Origin of the sequence: Dokdonella sp., assembly GCF_036518555.1 — a bacterium.
Lineage (GTDB): Bacteria > Pseudomonadota > Gammaproteobacteria > Xanthomonadales > Rhodanobacteraceae > Dokdonella_A.
The window spans coordinates 22,386-39,098 of record NZ_DATDMY010000019.1; the positions used below are offsets into that span (position 1 = coordinate 22,386).

Annotated in this window: 14 protein-coding genes and 1 pseudogene; 4 read left to right on the plus strand and 11 right to left on the minus strand. The window is 70.9% G+C overall.

From position 1 onward, the window contains the following. Positions 1 to 97: 97 nt before the first annotated feature. Positions 98 to 1,039, plus strand: coding sequence for a GTP cyclohydrolase FolE2 (gene folE2, locus VI238_RS01115; RefSeq protein ID WP_331647550.1), 942 nt, complete (start codon positions 98 to 100; stop codon positions 1,037 to 1,039). An 85-nt stretch (positions 1,040 to 1,124) separates the two neighbouring features. Here folE2 and dxs read toward each other — a convergent pair whose 3' ends face one another. The 10 genes and pseudogenes from dxs to modA all read right to left on the minus strand — a co-directional run bounded on the left by dxs (position 1,125) and on the right by modA (position 11,848). Continuing rightward, entirely contained in the window at positions 1,125 to 3,020 is a 1,896-nt protein-coding gene (gene dxs / locus VI238_RS01120; RefSeq protein ID WP_331647552.1) for a 1-deoxy-D-xylulose-5-phosphate synthase, read from the minus strand. Positions 3,021 to 3,138: 118 nt separating this feature from the next. After that, positions 3,139 to 5,019, minus strand: a complete 1,881-nt coding sequence (locus VI238_RS01125) for a chloride channel protein (RefSeq protein WP_331647554.1) — start codon at positions 5,017 to 5,019, stop codon at positions 3,139 to 3,141. Between the two features lie 46 nt (positions 5,020 to 5,065). Beyond that, entirely contained in the window at positions 5,066 to 5,767 is a 702-nt protein-coding gene (locus VI238_RS01130; protein WP_331647557.1) for an ion channel, read from the minus strand. A gap of 3 nt (positions 5,768 to 5,770) precedes the next feature. Beyond that, the gene (locus VI238_RS01135) at positions 5,771 to 6,364 is read right to left on the minus strand and encodes an HNH endonuclease (RefSeq protein ID WP_331647559.1); all 594 of its coding nucleotides are present in this window, start codon (positions 6,362 to 6,364) and stop codon (positions 5,771 to 5,773) included. A 111-nt stretch (positions 6,365 to 6,475) separates the two neighbouring features. Further along, complete coding sequence (locus tag VI238_RS01140) at positions 6,476 to 6,967, minus strand: GNAT family N-acetyltransferase (RefSeq protein WP_331647561.1); 492 nt, start codon at positions 6,965 to 6,967, stop codon at positions 6,476 to 6,478. 287 nt (positions 6,968 to 7,254) lie between these two features. Then, on the minus strand, positions 7,255 to 9,045 hold the full coding sequence (locus VI238_RS01145; protein WP_331647563.1) for an acyl-CoA dehydrogenase C-terminal domain-containing protein: 1,791 nt from the start codon (positions 9,043 to 9,045) through the stop codon (positions 7,255 to 7,257). A gap of 60 nt (positions 9,046 to 9,105) precedes the next feature. Then, positions 9,106 to 9,549, minus strand: coding sequence for an LEA type 2 family protein (locus VI238_RS01150; RefSeq protein WP_331647565.1), 444 nt, complete (start codon positions 9,547 to 9,549; stop codon positions 9,106 to 9,108). 134 nt (positions 9,550 to 9,683) lie between these two features. Then, positions 9,684 to 10,286: pseudogene (locus VI238_RS01155) on the minus strand (ATP-binding cassette domain-containing protein); the annotation flags it as partial. Beyond that, positions 10,283 to 10,969, minus strand: coding sequence for a molybdate ABC transporter permease subunit (modB, locus tag VI238_RS01160; RefSeq protein ID WP_331647567.1), 687 nt, complete (start codon positions 10,967 to 10,969; stop codon positions 10,283 to 10,285). The gene modB and the pseudogene VI238_RS01155, both read right to left, overlap by 4 nt. An 84-nt stretch (positions 10,970 to 11,053) precedes the next feature. Continuing rightward, positions 11,054 to 11,848: a molybdate ABC transporter substrate-binding protein gene (gene modA / locus VI238_RS01165; RefSeq protein WP_331647569.1), complete on the minus strand. Its 795-nt coding sequence runs from the start codon at positions 11,846 to 11,848 to the stop codon at positions 11,054 to 11,056. 184 nt (positions 11,849 to 12,032) lie between these two features. Between modA and VI238_RS01170 the strand changes: the two genes are divergently transcribed. Beyond that, a complete protein-coding gene (locus VI238_RS01170; protein ID WP_331647571.1) occupies positions 12,033 to 12,398 on the plus strand; it encodes a winged helix-turn-helix domain-containing protein in 366 nt (121 codons plus the stop codon). Between the two features lie 102 nt (positions 12,399 to 12,500). On the opposite strand, the gene VI238_RS01175 is transcribed toward VI238_RS01170, so the two are convergent. Continuing rightward, on the minus strand, positions 12,501 to 13,721 hold the full coding sequence (locus VI238_RS01175) for an esterase/lipase family protein (protein WP_331647573.1): 1,221 nt from the start codon (positions 13,719 to 13,721) through the stop codon (positions 12,501 to 12,503). Positions 13,722 to 13,912: 191 nt separating this feature from the next. On the opposite strand from VI238_RS01175, the gene VI238_RS01180 reads away from it, so the two are divergent. Both VI238_RS01180 and recQ read left to right on the plus strand, forming a co-directional pair. Next, positions 13,913 to 14,668 (plus strand): DUF2884 family protein, encoded by a 756-nt coding sequence (locus VI238_RS01180; RefSeq protein WP_331647575.1) that lies wholly within the window; start codon positions 13,913 to 13,915, stop codon positions 14,666 to 14,668. Between the two features lie 162 nt (positions 14,669 to 14,830). Continuing rightward, a complete protein-coding gene (recQ, locus tag VI238_RS01185) occupies positions 14,831 to 16,648 on the plus strand; it encodes a DNA helicase RecQ (RefSeq protein WP_331647577.1) in 1,818 nt (605 codons plus the stop codon). Positions 16,649 to 16,713 lie beyond the last annotated feature (65 nt).

Genomic DNA, 16,713 nt, shown 5'->3' on the forward strand with positions numbered 1-16,713 from the left:
CCCGGGAGGCCCGTCGAGCGGCCGGCCCTGCGGTAGACTGTTGAACCCGCGCTGCGCGGCCACCATCTCGGCCCGCATCGCCCGCAGGAATCCGCGCATGTCCGCACCCCGCCCGCAGCGCCTGCTGCCCGATGTCGCCAGCGAAGCGCAGGTCGACCATGCCGGGGCGCTCGACGGCGTCGGCATGCAGCGCATCGAAATGCCCGTGCTGCTGCTCGATGCGGATGGCCACGCGCAGCGCGCGAGTGCGCGCGTCGACGCATTCGTGAACCTCGCTCGCGAGGACGCGCGCGGCATCCACATGTCGCGCCTGTACCTCCACCTCGATCGCCACCTTTCGGCCGAACCGCTGACGCCCGCGAGCCTACGCCGGCTGCTGCGCGATTTCCTCGAATCGCACGCGGGCATCGCCGATCGCGCATGGGTGCGCGTGCGCTACGAGCATCTCGTGCGCCGTGCCGCGCTCGCGAGCGGACACAGCGGTTGGCGCGCCTATCCCGTCGAGCTCCGGGCGAGCCTGCACGGCGGCGAGTACGCGCTCGAACTCGGCGTGGAGGTGCAGTATTCGAGCACGTGCCCCGCATCGGCCGCGCTCGCCCGGCAGCTCGTGCAGGAGCGCTTCGCCGCCGACTTCCGCGACGGCTGCGCCCTCGACCGCGACAGCGTGATCGCCTGGCTCGGCCGCAGCGACGGTATCGTCGCGACGCCGCACAGCCAGCGCAGTGCGGCGATGCTGCGTTTGCGCCTCGCCGCCGGTTTCGAACTGCCGGTCGAGGACGTGATCGACCGCGTCGAGCGCGCGCTGCAGACGCCGGTGCAGACCGCGGTCAAGCGCGAGGACGAACAGGCTTTCGCGCTCGCCAATGGCCAGAACCTCATGTTCTGCGAGGACGCCGCACGGCGCATCCGCCGCGTGCTCGACGCCGACGAGCGGATCGCCGATTACCGCGTGCGCGTCGAACACTACGAGAGCCTCCATCCGCACGACGCCGTCGCGATCGCGACGAAGGGCGTCGCCGGCGGCTACGCCGCTTCGTAGGCAGCGCGGCTCTGGCCTTGGCTTTGCCTGGCTTTGCTTGGCCGGGATTCGCGTGGCTTCGCGTCCGCGCAGGCGCGCGAACGCCTCAGCCCGCGCTGCGCAGCGGCGGGGCGAGCGTGAGGTCGGGCAAGCGGCGGCGGATCGAGGCTTCGATGCCGGCCGCGTCGAGGCCGTCGCTCGCGAGGAGTTCGTCGCGGCTCGCGTGCTCGAGGAAGCGGTCGGACAGGCCCAGATGCAGCATCGGGACATTCACGCCGTGCGCGGCGAGCGCTTCGGCGACCGCGCTACCGGCGCCGCCCATGATCGCGTTGTCCTCGACCGTGACGAAGGCCGCGTGCGACTTCGCGAGATCGAGCAGCAGCGCCTCGTCGAGCGGCTTGACGAAGCGCATGTTGACCAGCGTCGCGTCGAGCGCGTCGGCGACCTTCGAGCACGGTGCGACCATCGCCCCGAACGCGAGCACGGCGATGCCGCGACCGCGACGGCGCACGTCCGCCTTGCCGACCGGCAGCGGCAGCAGTTCCTTCGACACCGCGGCGCCGGTGCCGGTGCCGCGCGGATAGCGCACCGCGGCCGGCCCCGCATGCAGGAAACCGGTCGTGAGCATGCGCCGGCATTCGTCCTCGTCCGCGGGCGCCATCACGACCATGTTCGGGATGCAGCGCAGGTACGAGAGGTCGAAACTGCCCGCGTGCGTCGCGCCGTCGGGGCCGACGACGCCGGCGCGATCGATCGCGAACAGCACGTCGAGGTCCTGCAGTGCGACGTCGTGGATGAGCTGGTCGTAGGCGCGCTGCAGGAACGTCGAGTAGATCGCGACGACCGGCTTGGCGCCCTCGCAGGCCATCCCCGCGGCAAGCGTGACCGCGTGCTGCTCGGCGATGCCGACGTCGAAGTAGCGCTGCGGGAATTCCCGCGAGAAGCGCACCAGGCCCGAACCCTCGCGCATCGCCGGTGTGATGCCGTACAGGCGCTCGTCCGCGGCGGCCATGTCGCACAGCCAGTCGCCGAAGATCTCGGTGTAGGTCGGCCTGGACACGCCGCCCTTCTTGACGACGCCGGCGTCAGGGTCGAACGGACCCACCGCGTGGTATTCGATCTGTTCGCGCTCGGCGGGCGCGTAGCCCTTGCCCTTGGTCGTGATCACGTGCAGCAGCTGCGGGCCCTTGAGGCCCTTGAGCGTGCGCAAGGTCGAGACGAGTTGCGGCAGGTCGTGACCGTCGATCGGGCCGGTGTAGTGGAAGCCCAGTTCCTCGAACAGCGTGGACGGCACGAACATGCCCTTCGCGTGTTCCTCCCAGCGCTTGGCGAAGCGCCACAGGAAACCGCCGCGCTTCATCATCTGCTTGCCACGCTCGCGGATGTTGTTGAGCGTGCGACTCGCCATCAGGCGCGCGAGCATCTTGGTCAGCGCGCCGACATTCTCGCTGATCGACATCTGGTTGTCGTTGAGGATCACGAGCAGGTCGGGCTCGACGTCGCCGCCGTGGTTGAGCGCTTCGAACGCCATGCCCGCGGTCATCGCGCCGTCGCCGATCACGGCGACGACCTTGCGCGGATCGCCTTTGCGTTGCGCGGCGATCGCCATGCCGAGCGCGGCCGAAATGGACGTGGACGAATGACCGACGCCGAAGGCGTCGTACTCGCTCTCGTCGCGCTTGGGGAACGGCGCGACGCCGTCCTTCTTCTTCACCGTCGTGATGCGGTCGCGGCGGCCGGTGAGGATCTTGTGCGGATAGCCCTGGTGGCCGACGTCCCAGACGAGCCGATCGACCGGCGTCTCGTACAGCCAGTGCAGCGCGACGGTGAGCTCGATCACGCCGAGGTTCGCGCCGAAATGCCCGCCCGAGGTCGACACCGACTCGATCAGGTACGCGCGCAGCTCGCGCGCGACGTCGCCGAGTTCGGATTCGGGGAAGGTGCGCAGGTCCGCCGGGGATTCGATGCGGGCGAGGCGGGGATAGCGCTGCGGGTCGATCATGGGGACGCCAGTGTTCAAGCCCTTTATTGTCGGCTACCGGCGTTTTCCGGGCAACAACGGGCCAGTGGACGGCGTCCAGGCGGCGCAACCGGCGCCTGAACGCGGCCGCGTGGCGGTGTCACGCGCGCGAACCGGGCCCGCTGCGGCGCATGCGCAGGTGGCGCGACGTTTCGTTCGCCTCGCGCAGGCGCCGTGCGTGCGCCGCGAGCAGGTCGCCGCGGGTGAGAATGCCGACCATCGCGTACGGCGCATGCGTCGCGACGACGATCACGCGACCGACGTTCTCGCCGACCATGTGGTCGGCCGCTTCGCGCAGGGAATGATCCTCGCGCACGACGATCGGCGCACGCCGCACCATGTCGCCGATGCGATGCATGTCGGGCAGGCGCACGTCGAGCAGGTCGCGCCGGGTCAGCACGCCGCGTACGCGACCGTCGCCGTCGAGTACCGGGTAACCCTGATGCTGCGCCTCGACCTTGCCGGAGTTGAGCCAACGGCGCACGTCGCCGAGCGACTGGTCCGCGTGCAGCGGGACGACCTCGCGCGTGCAGGCCTTGCCCGCGGCGATCTGCTCGAGGAAATCGGCTGCGTACTCGCTCGGGACGCGCACGCCGCGACGCGCGATCTTCTCGGTCATGATCGTGTTGCGCATGAGCAGCGCGGAAACGAGGTAGGCCGCGGTGCATCCGCCGATCAGCGGCAGCAGGCCCACCGGCTGGCGCGTGGTTTCGAACGCGAACACGATCGAGGCGAGCAACGCGCGCGAGGCGCCGGCGAAGATCGCCGCCATCCCGACCAGGCCGGCGATGCGGGGGTCGACGCCGAGCCGCGGCGCGACCGCCGCGAATGCGATGCCGACCAGCGCACCGAGGGCGCCGCCGATCGTGAACAGCGGCGCGAGCGTGCCGCCGGACGTGCCGCTGCCGAGCGCGATCGACCAGGACAGGAATTTCATCACGCAGAGCGATCCGAGCACCGCGATGCCGAGGCGGCCGGCGACGATGTCCTCGATGTTGGTGTAGCCGACGCCGAGCGTGAGCGGCGCGTACCAGCCGATCAGGCCGACCGCGAGGCCGCCGATCGCGGGCCACCACATCCAGTGGATCGGCAGCTTCTCGAACAGGTCCTCGATGCCGTAGACGATGCGCGTGGTGGCGACGCTGACGAGGCCGATGAGCGTGCCGAGCGCGACGTAGAACGCGAGCGCGACGCCACCGGGTTCGGCGAGGGCGGGCATCGGGAATACCGGCGCCGTGCCGACCAGCATGTGCCGCACGCCGGTCGCGACCACGGTCGCGAGCGCGACGGGAATCAGCGAGCGCGGCTTCAGTTCGAACAGCAGCAGCTCGATCGCGAGGATGATCGCCGACAGCGGCGAACCGAACACCGCGGCCATGCCCGCGGCGGCGCCCGACGCGAGCAGGGTCTTGCGTTCGATCGCGGTCACCCGCAGCAACTGGCCGAACAGCGAGCCGAGCGCGCCACCGGTCGCGATGATCGGACCCTCCGCGCCGAACGGGCCGCCGGTACCGATCGCGACCGCCGACGACAGCGGCTTCAGGAACGTGATGCGCGGCGGTATCTTCGATTCGTTGAGCAATACCTGTTCCATCGCCTCCGGGATGCCGTGGCCGCGGATCGCTCGCGAGCCCCATCGTGCCATCGCACCGACCACGAGGCCGCCGACGACGGGAACGAGGATGACCCATGCGCCGAGGCGGTGCGCTGCCGGCGACGTGAACGCGGTCGACCAGCGCCCGTAGAACGCGAGGTTCGTGACGAGGCCGATCAGCGCGGTCAGTAGCTGCGCGACCAGCGCGGCGATCGCGGCGACGAGGCCCGCGACGAAGCTGATCACGAGCACGCGGCGATCGACGAGCGTGGAGCGCCGCGGCATGCGCGCGGCATCGAGGCTCGCGCCGAGCGACGGGGCGACCGGCAGCGCGTCGGTGCTCGCGAGCGCCTCGACGCGCGGCGGATGCAGGTTCGATTCGGTCATCTCGGCGGCTGCGCGGAAAACACGCCATGATAACGCCGCGCGGCGCTCAGCGTTCCGTGCGCGCGATCATCGTCAACCCGACCAGTCGCGAGACGACCAGCGCGAGATACATCACGCCGACGAAGATCTCGAGGCTCGCGAGCGCGCGCGCGAGCGGCGTCAGCGGCATCACGTCGCCGATGCCGGTACTCGACAGCAGCACGAAGCTGAGGAACAGCAGCTCGGTCCAGGTGCGTGGCGCGAGTGGATTCGCCGCGGCGGCGAAGCTGCCCGGCTGCATCAGCTGGCAGGCGACGAACACGTAGGCGAACGCCCACGCGAGCAGCGTGAACGTCGCGCCCGCCGCGAACAGCTCGTCGCTCGTCGCGTGTCGATCGGCGAGCATGTAGGCGACGAGGCAGGCGGCCGCATGGAAGTAGAACAGCGCCTCGAGCATCGCCGACCACGGTGCGAGCCAGGCCTGGCCGTCGAGCGTCGAGACGAGGTTGGACGTGATCGCGGGCACGGCGAGCACGAGCGCGACGGCGAGCCGCGCGTGCCCCGCGGTGCGATGGACCATGCGCATCGCGAGCAGCAGCACGATCGCGCCGAACGCGCCGAACCAGGCGGCGCCGGCAGGAGTCCCCTCGAACGACGGGTAGGCGAGCAGGGCCGCGAGCTGGGCGAGCAGCAGGATCGCCGACGGGTGCCGCCCGATTCCGGCGAGCAGGCGCAGGCGCGCGAAGCGCGCGGCGGCTTCGGTCGACACGGGCTACTGCGGGCGTCGATCGCGCGGGAGGTGGTTGACGAGGAACTGCATCTGGTCGGCGAGGATGTTGCGGTTCGACAGGATCAGGTGCTCGACCCAGCTCGGGCGGTACGGCACCGCGAGCAACGGCATGCCTGCCTGCTGCGGCGTGCGGTTGCCTTTCCTCACGTTGCACGACCAGCACGCGGTGACGACGTTGACCCAGGTGTCGCGTCCGCCCTTGGAAACCGGCACGACGTGGTCGCGCGTGAGTTCGCCGCGACTGAAATGTTCGCCGCAGTAGAGGCAGAGCATGCGGTCGCGCGCGAACAGCGCGACGTTCGTGAGCGCGGGCGCGGGATCGATCGCGTGCGGTCGGACGTGACCCGTGCTCGCGACGATCGGGTGGAGGTCGAGCAGGCTCTGTTCGCCGCTGCGCTGGTTGTACCCGCCGTGGATCGTTAGGCACGGGTCGCCCAGCGTCCAGGCGACGGCGCCACGCACGTAGAGGCACACCGCGTCCTGCCAGCTCATCCAGTCGAGGATGCGCCCGGTGGAGTCCAGGGACAGGACGCGGGTACTGTGGATGTCGCCGGAAGCTTTGACTTCCGCAAGCATCGTGACCTCCGTTCTCGTTACGAAAACCGGTGGCAAGCCCCCGCCGCGGCGGGGGGCGCGGCGAGCATAGAACAAAAGGAGGATGGCAGGAAATTGACGCTTTCGCGACGCTCAGTGGACCGGCTTGGCCATGCGCAGCACGTCGATGCCGAAACCGTGGCGTTCGTACAGCGCGCGGGCGCGCGCATTTCCGGGGAACACGGCCAGCGTCAGGTGGCGACAGCGGTGCGCGCGCGCCCAGGCTTCGGCATGCCCGAGCAGGGCCGCGCCGATGCCCTGGCCGTCGAAGCCGGGCGCGACCGCGAGATCGGAGATGTGGCAGTTCTGCGCCGAAGTGAAATAGTCGGTCGCGGCCTGCAGGTGCAGGAAACCGACCCGCTCGCCGTCCGAGTTCTCGGCGACGAACACGTGCGACCCGGGCGGTTGCTCGAGCAAATGGCGCGCGATGTCGTTGCGGATGCCCTGCGCGCATTCGCCGCGTCGGCGCCACGGCGGCAGCTCGAACTCGACGAAGCGGCCGATGAGGCCGAGGATGAAATCGTCGTCGTCCGCGTTGGCGAGGCGGATCGAGAGGTCGGTGCGTGCGTCGGGCGGCGAGGCCATGCGGCGATTCGGCGGACGGGCGGCTTCGGCGATGGTACGCCAATGTGGCGTCGTCGCGCGTGTCGTCGCAACAGGCTGCCTGCTCGAACGCGTCGCCGATCGATGTCAGCGCCTGGCGCGGCGAGCGGACGCGCGTACGCCGGGCCGGCGGTCGCGCGGCCCTCCGCCTCGTGCCCTTCGACGCCTTCTTGCGCGCCGCGCTCGGGGCGAACCGTCGCGACGCCGACGCAACGTGCATGCTCGAACGCCGAACCTGGGCCTTCGCCCCGGCCGCCCAGCCCCGCCCTTCAACCGAACTGTACGTCGGGCAACTCGAGCAGGTTCGCCGCCCCGCTGCGCATCGCCGCGGCGTGCGCTTGCGTGCGCGGCAGGATGCGTGCGTAGTAGAAGCGCGCGGTGCTGCGCTTGGCCGCCTTGAAATCGTTTGCGTGGGCGGACGCGTCGGCAGCCGCGACGCTGCGCGCCCACAGGTAGGCGAGTGCGACGTAGCCGGAATAGAACAGGTAGTCGTAGGCGGCCGCGCCCATTTCCTCCGGGTTCGCGCCCGCGCGCTTGCCGAGTTCGAGCGTGAGGTCGCCCCATTCCTTCGCTGCCGCGCCGAGCGGCGCGATGAATTCGGCGAGCGCGGCGTCGGCGGCATGCTTCGCGCAGAACGCGCCGATCTCGGCCAGGAAATGCTTCAGGCCGACACCCTGCAGCTGCATGATCTTGCGGCCGAGCAGGTCGATGGCCTGGATCTGCGTGGTCCCCTCGTACAGGGTCGTGATGCGGGCGTCGCGCGCGAACTGCTCCATGCCGTGCTCGACGATGAAGCCGTGGCCGCCGAACACCTGCAACGCGTGGTACGTGCATTCGATCCCGGTCTCGGTGAGCAGTCCCTTGACGATCGGCGTGAGGAACGAGACGAGCGCTTCGGCGCGCTCGCGTTCGGCCGCATCGGTCGAGTGCTTGGCGATGTCCTCCTGCAGGTACGCATACAGCGCGAGCGCGCGTTCGCCCTCGGCGAACGCCTTTTGCGTGAGCAGCATGCGGCGCACGTCCGGATGCACGATCAGCGGATCGGCCGGCTTGTCGGGAAACTTCGGCCCCGACAGCGAACGCATCTGCAGGCGATCGCGCGCATAGGCGAGCGCGTTCTGGTACGCGCGCTCGGTCAGGCCGAGGCCCTGCAGGCCTACGGCCAGGCGCGCCGTGTTCATCATCGTGAACATCGCGGCGAGCCCCTTGTTCGGCTGGCCGACGAGCCAGCCTTCGGCACCGTCGAAGTTCATCACGCACGTGACCGAGCCGTGGATGCCCATCTTGTGCTCGATCGAGCCGCACGCGAGCGCGTTGCGCTCGCCGACGCGCCCGTCCCTGCCCACCTTGAACTTCGGCACGAGGAACAGCGAGATGCCCTTGACGCCCGCAGGCGCGTCCGGCAGCCGCGCGAGCACGAGGTGCAGGATGTTGTCGACGAAGTCGTGCTCGCCCGCGGTGATGAAGATCTTCGTGCCGCTGATGCGGTAGCTGCCGTCGCCGGCGGGCTCGGCGCGCGTCTTGAGCAGGCCGAGGTCCGTGCCGCAATGCGGTTCGGTCAGGCACATCGTCCCGGTCCACGTACCCGCGACGAGCGGCTTGAGGAATACTTCGCGCTGCCAGTCCTCGCCATGGTGCTCGAGCGCCGACGACGCGCCGTGCGAGAGCATCGGGTAGTTGCCCCACGACAGGTTCGCCGAGTCGACCATCTCCTTGAGCGCCGCACCGAGCGTCTCGGGCAGGCCCTGGCCGCCGAATTCCGGCGCTGCGGTGAGGCCGATCCAGCCACCGTCGACGTACTTCGCGAACGCGTCCTTGAACCCCGCAGGCGTGCGCACGCTCCGCGTCGCCTTGTCGTAGCTGCAGCCCTCGGCGTCGCCGCTCTGGTTGAGCGGCGCGAGCACCTGCTCGGCGAACTTCGCCGCCTCTTCCAGCACGGCGTCGATCACGTCGCGCGTCGCTTCCTGGCAGCCGGGCAGTCGTGCGTAGGTCCTGTCGACCTCGAGCACGTCGTACAACGCAAAACGCAGGTCGGCGAGCGGGGCTCTGTAACGGCTCATCGTGGTCTCCAGGGCATGGCCGCGCGGAACGCGCGGCGGCGGGCGGCGCGGATGCGCGCGTCAGCGATAGGTGTCCGGCACGCCGGGCACGGGCGTGAGGCGGCTCGCGGTCTCGAACGTGAAGCTCTCGTTCGGCTCGCTCGTCTCGATCGTGCCCTTCAATGCGTAGGCGATGTCGGTGCCGAACATCGTCTTCGCGGCCGGGCGGAACGTCGTCTCGACCACGTCGCCGTTGTTGCCGACGATGTCGATGTCCGGCGTCGCCTCGAGCCGGCCGAGTTCCTTGCCGTCGATCGACAGGCCGGCATCGATACGGCGATAGTGCATCGCGAACGTGCTGTAGTTCTGGATGCGCAGGGTGATCTTCCAGCTGCCGTCCGCCTGCACCGCGAGCTGCTGGATCGATGCGGTCGACGGATGCACCTTGCGCGGCGGGCCGCCGCTGCCGCACGCGGCGAGCAGGCCGGTCAGGAGCATCGCGGGAAGGGCGTGGCGCGGCAGCATGGCGACCTCAAACGATCGTTCGAATCGAATGCCTAGCCTAGCGAATCCGGCTGTCCGCGCCTAGCGCCGCCGGCTCAGCGCACGCGGCGCGCGGCGAAGTCCGCGATCGGCTGCTGCCGAACGACGCGGCCCGCGTCGACGCGCACGACTTCATCGGCGAGCGTCGCGACCTCGTCCGCGTGGTGGCTCACGAGCACGGTGAACACGCGCAGCTCGTTCCTGAGCCGACGCAGGTGGTCGAGCACCTGCAGCCGCGCCTGCGCGTGCAGGCCCGTCAACGGCTCGTCGAGCAACAGCGCGCGCGGATCGGACAGCAACGCGCGGCCGATCGCGACGCGCTGGCGTTCCCCGCCCGAAAGGCCGTCGGGACTCCGCTCGAGCAACGCGCCGAGCCCGAGCAGGTCCACCAGCAGTGCGAACTGGTCCGGCGGCCCGTCGGCGCCGTAAAGCAGGTTGCGCCGCACGCTCAGGTGCGGAAACAGGCGCCCGTCCTGGAACACGTAACCGATCCTCCGCCGCGACACCGGCACCGACACGCCGCGCGCGGTGTCGAGCAGTACGTCGCCGTCTATCGCGATGCGACCGGCTTGCGGCGCGAGCAGGCCGGCGATCGCGTTGAGCACGCTCGTCTTGCCCGCGCCCGAGTCGCCGTACAGCGCGAGCGTGCGCGCATCCGAACGGAACGCGAGGTCGAGTTCGAGATCGGCGCAGGAATGACGCAGCGCAAGTTCGATCACGCGGAGGTTCTCCGCCACGGTGCGCCACCCGCGATCATCGCCGCGCCCGCGCTCGCGACGAGCGCGACGACGAGCGCGACGAGCGCGAGGCGGTGCACGCCCGGCATGCCGCCGGGCGTGTTGAGCAGTTCGTAGATCGCGATCGGCAACGTGCGCGTTTCGCCGGGGATGTTCGACACGAAGCTGATCGTCGCGCCGAACTCGCCGAAGGCGCGCGCGAAGGCGAGCACGCATCCGGCCGCGATGCCGCGCAGCGAGAGCGGCAGGGTGATCGTTGCGAAGCGGCGCCATGCGCCGGCGCCGAGGGTTTCGGCCGCGGCCTCGAGGCGACGGTCGACGTTGTCGAACGCGACGCGCACGGTCAGCACGAGTAGCGGGAAGCCCATCACCGCGGCGGCGACGACCGCCCCGGTCCAGCGGAACGCGACCACGATGCCGGCCTGCGCGAGTAACGCACCGAGCGGCCCGTGCCGGCCGAGCAGCGCGAGCAGCGCATAGCCGGTGACGACGGGCGGCAGGATCAGCGGCAGGAACAGGAGCGACTCGATCAGCAGGCGACCGGGAAACCGCCGGCGCGACAGGAGCCACGCGAGCGCGAGCGCGAACGGCAACGAGGCGAGCACGCTGAGCGCGGCGACGCGCAGGCTCAGCGCCAGTGCCTGCCACTCCCCGGCAGAGAGCATGCTCACGGCGCCTGCCCGCACGCGGCCGTCGACCGCGTGCGCGACGCGTCGACGCGCGTGCGATGGGATGCGCGCCGGAACGGGCTAGCGGGGCGGCGCATCGAAACCATGGTCGCGAAAGATCGCCTGTGCCGTCGGGCCGCGCAAAAGCTCGAGCAGGTCGCGCGCCGCAGGCGTGTCGTGGCCGGCGAGGATCGCGACCGGATACACGATCGGCGCGTGCGTCGCGCCGGGAAACGTCGCGACGACCCGTACAGCCGGTTCCGACACCGCGTCGGAGCGGTAGACGATGCCGAGCGCGGCTTCCCCGCGCGCGACGAAGTTGAGTGCGGCGCGCACGTTGTCGGCGGACACGACGCGCGCGGCGACCGCGTCCCACACGCCGAGCTGCGCCAGCGCGCTCTTCGCGTATTTGCCCGCAGGTACGCTGTTCGGTTCGGCCAGCGCGAGTCGGCCGTCCTTGCCGAGCGCGGACGCGAGCGCGAAACCGGGCGCGATGTCGAGCTTCACCGCGCTGTCCCTGGGCGCGACGAGCACGATCGCGTTGCCGAGCAGGTTCGCGCGCGTGCCTTCCGCGACGAGCTGGCGCTGCGCGACGTAGTCCATCCAGTCCTGGTCGGCGCAAATGAACAGCGCTGCCGGCGCGCCCGCTTCGATCTGCCGGGCGAGCTGCGAGCTCGCCGCATAGCTCGCCGTGATCCCGCCGAGTGCGGCCGCTCGCGGCGTGGCGAGGACGGCGTCGAGCGAGGGCTTGAGGCTCGCCGCTGCGAAGACGAGCAGCGCTTCGGCGCGTACCCCGAGTGGCGCAAGCAGGGGCAGCGCGAGCAGGCCGTGCAGGGCGAGGCGGCGCAGGCGCGCGATGCGCGGTGCGTGGCTCATGCAGCATGCTCCTCGTCGATATCTCCACGCGAACATATCGCTTCGGGCGCCGGCGCGCGAGTGCGGCCGCGAGACGGGGACCCCGGGCGGCCGGACGACGTTCGCGCCATGGCGCGGCCACGCGCGTGACGCATGCGCGCCGCGCGCGCATGATCGCGTCCCGGCATCCACAGCGAGCCTCGCGATGAAGCGCACGACGCAGCCACCCTCGATCCATCTGCGCGTGATGCCGGCGCCCGGCGTCGCGCTCGGCCCCGGCAAATGCGACCTCCTCGCGGGCATCCGCGAGACGGGTTCGATCGCTGCCGCGGGCCGTCGCATGCGCATGAGCTACCGGCGTGCGTGGCAACTCGTGGAAGAGCTCAACCGCAGTTTTCGGGGCCCGCTGGTCGAGGCGAGCAAGGGCGGCAGCGGCGGCGGCGGCGCGCGCCTCACGCGGCTCGGCGCTAGCGTGCTCGCTCGCTACGTGCGCATGCGGGCAGCCGCGACCGCTGCGGTCGCCGGCGACGTCGTCGCCCTGCGGCGCCTCGTCGCGCGCCGCGAACCGTAGGGTGATCCCCCTGCGAACGCGGCCAGGCGCGCCCCTGTGTCGAGACTGCGCTGCAAGAAAGTCGCCGGTATCGACGCGAACGTCGCCCGGGCACGCGAGGAGCTACTTCGCGCGCGCGGGGCGGCGACGCGGCGAGATCCAGTCGCGAACCTGGGCCAGCACGGCCTCGCCGGTCAGGAGGTCGAGGTGGCCATGGCGCGTGAACACGCGCCGATGGCTCGCGGGCAGCGCCAATGCGCGTGCCGGGTCTTCGTGCTCGCCGAGTGCGCTCGGCACGGGCACGAGGCCGTCGCCGAGCCAGCGCGCGCGCGCGCCGGTGCTGCGCGCGGAGCGGGTTGCCGCAGCGAGGCGCCACTGCACGCGGTCGGCGAAGGGCAGGCCGCGGCCACCGGCCGCTGCAAGCACGCCGTCGCGGTCGTGATCGCTGGCCCAGCCGTGGCGCAAGTCCTTGACGCCTTCGCTGCGGACGTCGGCGACTGCTGCGAGCGAACGCGTGTAGGGCGTCGTCGCAAGCAGCGCGCCGAGTGCGTTGCCGAGCCGTTCCAACGGCGCACCGAGGTGCGGCGTGCCGAGGCAGACCACCTGGTCGAGCGTCGCGGCCCAACCGAGCCGATGGCGCTCGGCGTGCGCGCAGGCGCTCCGGCACACGAGTCCGCCCATGCTGTGGCCGATCAGCACGATGCGACGGATCGACGGCGCGTGGCATTCGTGCAGCGCCTGCAGCAGGTGCGAGAACTCGCGACCATTGGCGGAGATGCGGAGGCCGCTGTTGTAGCGCAGGTGCAATGCGAAGCCGACGCGCTCCCGCTCGAGGTGCGCGCCGAAGTCGTTGCCGCGCGCGTCGCGCCATTGCAGGTCGTTCATGCCGAGCCCGTGCACGAACACGAGCAGGGTGCCATCGGCCGCCTCGATCGCGCGTCCGACCGGCGCGCGCGGGCCGGCTTCGATGCCGTCGCGGTACAGTCCCATGCGGAGTGCGAGCGGATTGCCGCTCGCCGCCAGGCGGTCGCCGATCGCGCCATTCAGCGCGGCGAGCCACGCGAGCGGCGTCGGGCCGACCGCATCGTCGCGCACGGCGTCCGGCAGGCGATGCCGGAGCAGACCGGCCGTGGCGTCCGCCGCGCGTCGCCCGAGCCGGACGGCGTCCCTGACGCGTGCGTAGGTGAAACGCGCTGCCGGTGCCACGCCGCCGGCCAGGGGGACGAATCGCCCGATGCCGGCGACGATGGCGAGGTGCATGTCCTCGACCACGTCGACCGCGCCGAGCAGCCCGTCGCCGGCGAGCTGGTTGACGCCCTGCAGCAGTTCGAAGCGTGTCTTCATGAGCGCGCACCGTATGCCACGAACGAATGGAGCAAACACACGAATTCGACCGCTGCACCCGCCAGGGACCAGGCGAGGCGTGACTTCCGGCAGGGTGCCCGTGGTCATTGCGACGGACGGCACGGGCGTGCGTTAAACCCTTGCGCGATCCTGCGCATCGAAGGGCCGGAACCCGCCAGGAGGAGTGCAACATGTTCCGATTCGTCTGCAGTGCAGCTGTCGCGGTCGCCGGTCTGGGGGTGGCGCATGCCGGAATCGACCTGCACGGTGCCGACTGCGGCCTGCACAGCGACTACTCGATGGCGGTCAAGCCCGACGCGCTCGTCTTCACGCGCACGGGCGGCTCGCCGGGCGAAGTCGTGATCGCCAATGGCACCCTGCGCGTCGACGGCCGGGTCGTCGCGCTCGGCGCGGCCGACCGCGAACGCGTCCTCGGCATCGAACACGGCGTCCGCGACGTGCTGCCGCAGCTGCGTGAGATCGTGCACGACGCCGTACAGATCGCCTTCGATGCGGTCACGGAAGTCTCCGGCGCGTTCGCGAAGGACGCGGAAGCGGCCCGCGCGAGCGCCGAACGGCTCGCCCGTACTGCAGCGGACATCCGCCGGCAGATCGACGCCAACGACAGCCTCGCGGCCTGGAAAGGCAAGGAACTCGATCGCCTCGTCGACCAGGCCGTCGGCACGCTCGTCGCAGAAGTGGTCGGCAATGTCGCCGGACAGGCGATCAGCGTCGCGCTGAGTGGCGACGAGAAGGCGGCGGCGGAGCTGGAGGCGCGTGCGGACGGCATCGACGCGAAGGTCGAACGCATCGTCGCACGGCGCAGCCGCGAGCTCGCGCAGCGCGCCGACGCGATCTGTCCGCGCCTGCGCACGCTCGCGCGCCTCGGTTCGGAACTCGAAGTGCGGCCGGACGGCAGGCGCCTGCAGCTCGCGCGCGTCGACTGACGACCGCACGCGTTCCGCGACGGCCGCGCATCGCCTGTCCATGCGACGGCGTCGCGGCTCGCCGCACCATCCGCGCATGCGGGTGGCGCGCGCGTGCCGACCGGGCAGGCAGCGAGGCGCGCGCGGATGAGTCCCGCCGGCTCGCTTTGTTAGTATTCGGCGATGTCGCCATCGCTGCATGTCCTCCAGTCCGTCTTCGGTTACCCGGCGTTCCGCGGCGAGCAGCACGCGATCATCGAGCATGTGGCCGGTGGCGGCGACGCGCTCGTGCTGATGCCCACCGGCGGCGGCAAGTCGCTCTGCTACCAGATTCCCGCGCTGCTTCGCGAAGGATGCGCGGTCGTCGTGTCGCCGCTGATCGCGCTGATGCAGGACCAGGTCGACGCGCTGCGCCAGCTCGGCGTCGAGGCGGCCTTCCTCAACTCGAGCATCGACGGGGCCGCGCAGCGCGACGTCGAGCGGCGCTTCGCCGCCGGCGCGCTGAAGCTGCTCTACGTCGCGCCGGAACGATTGCTCGGCGAGCGTTGCCTCGAACTCGTCGCGCGCGCGCCGGTCGCGCTGTTCGCGATCGACGAGGCGCATTGCGTCTCGCAGTGGGGCCACGATTTCCGCCCGGAATATCGCCAGCTGACCATCCTGCACGAGCGCTTCCCGTCGATCCCGCGCATCGCGCTGACCGCGACCGCGGACGCGCCGACTCGGCGCGAGATCGTCGAGCGCCTCGCACTCGAGTCCGCGCGCGAGTTCGTCGCGAGCTTCGATCGGCCGAACATCCGTTACCGCGTCGTGGAGAAGGACGACGCACGGCGCCAGCTCAAGGACTTTCTCGCCGCGCACGAGGGCGCTTCCGGCATCGTCTACTGCCTGTCGCGGCGCAAGGTGGAGGAGACCGCGCAGTGGCTTGCCGAGGAAGGCGTCGCGGCGCTGCCCTACCACGCGGGCATGGAGGCGAGCCTGCGCGCACGCAACCAGCAACGCTTCCTGCGCGAGGACGGCGTCGTGATGGTCGCGACGATCGCGTTCGGCATGGGTATCGACAAGCCCGACGTGCGCTTCGTCGCGCATGTCGACCTGCCCAAGAGCATGGAAGGCTACTACCAGGAGACCGGCCGCGCCGGCCGCGACGGCCTGCCCGCCGACGCGTGGCTTTGCTACGGCCTCTCCGACGTGGTGACGCTCGCCCAGTTCATCGCGCAGTCGGAGTCCGGCGAGGAGCGCAAGCGCGTCGAGCGGCGCAAGCTCGACGAGCTGCTCGGCTACGCCGAGACGACCGCGTGCCGGCGCCAGCGCCTGCTGGCCTATTTCGGCGAGACGCTCGGCGCGCCGTGCGGCAATTGCGACAACTGCCTCGAGCCGCCGGACACGTGGGATGCGAGCGTCGTCGCGCAGAAGGCGTTGTCGTGCGTGTACCGCACCGGCCAGCGCTTCGGTGTCGGCCACCTGACCGCGGTGTTGCGCGGCGAGGCCGACGAGCGCGTGCGCGCGTTGCGCCACGACCAGCTCAGCACGTACGGCGTCGGCGCCGAACTCGACAAGCAGCAATGGCGCGGCGTATTCCGCCAGCTCGTGGCGATCGGCCTGCTCACGCCCGACGACGAGGGCTACGGCACGTTGCGCCTGACGGCAGCGAGCCGCGCCGTGCTGCGCGGCGAACAGGCGGTGCACCTGCGGCGCCAGGCCGATCGAGGCGAACGTCGCGCGCGCCGCCAACAGGCTCGCGGCGAGCGCACGCGCGCGAGCCTCGACATCGCCCCGCACGAGGCGCCGATGTGGGACGCGTTGCGCGCGGTGCGCGCGCGCCTCGCCAAGGAACAGGGAGTGCCCGCGTACGTGATATTCCACGATGCGACCCTGCTCGCGATGCTGCGCGACCGGCCGCAGACGCTGGGCGCCCTCGGTGCGATCAGCGGCGTCGGCGAGCGCAAGCTCGAACGCTACGGCGAAGCGTTTCTGGACGCGTTGAACGCGCGCGCGGCCTGATCCGCAGAGGCGCGCCTTGTCCGAACTCCCCGCGGTCCGGCGTTCCCCGTGATCGTCCGCCCCTG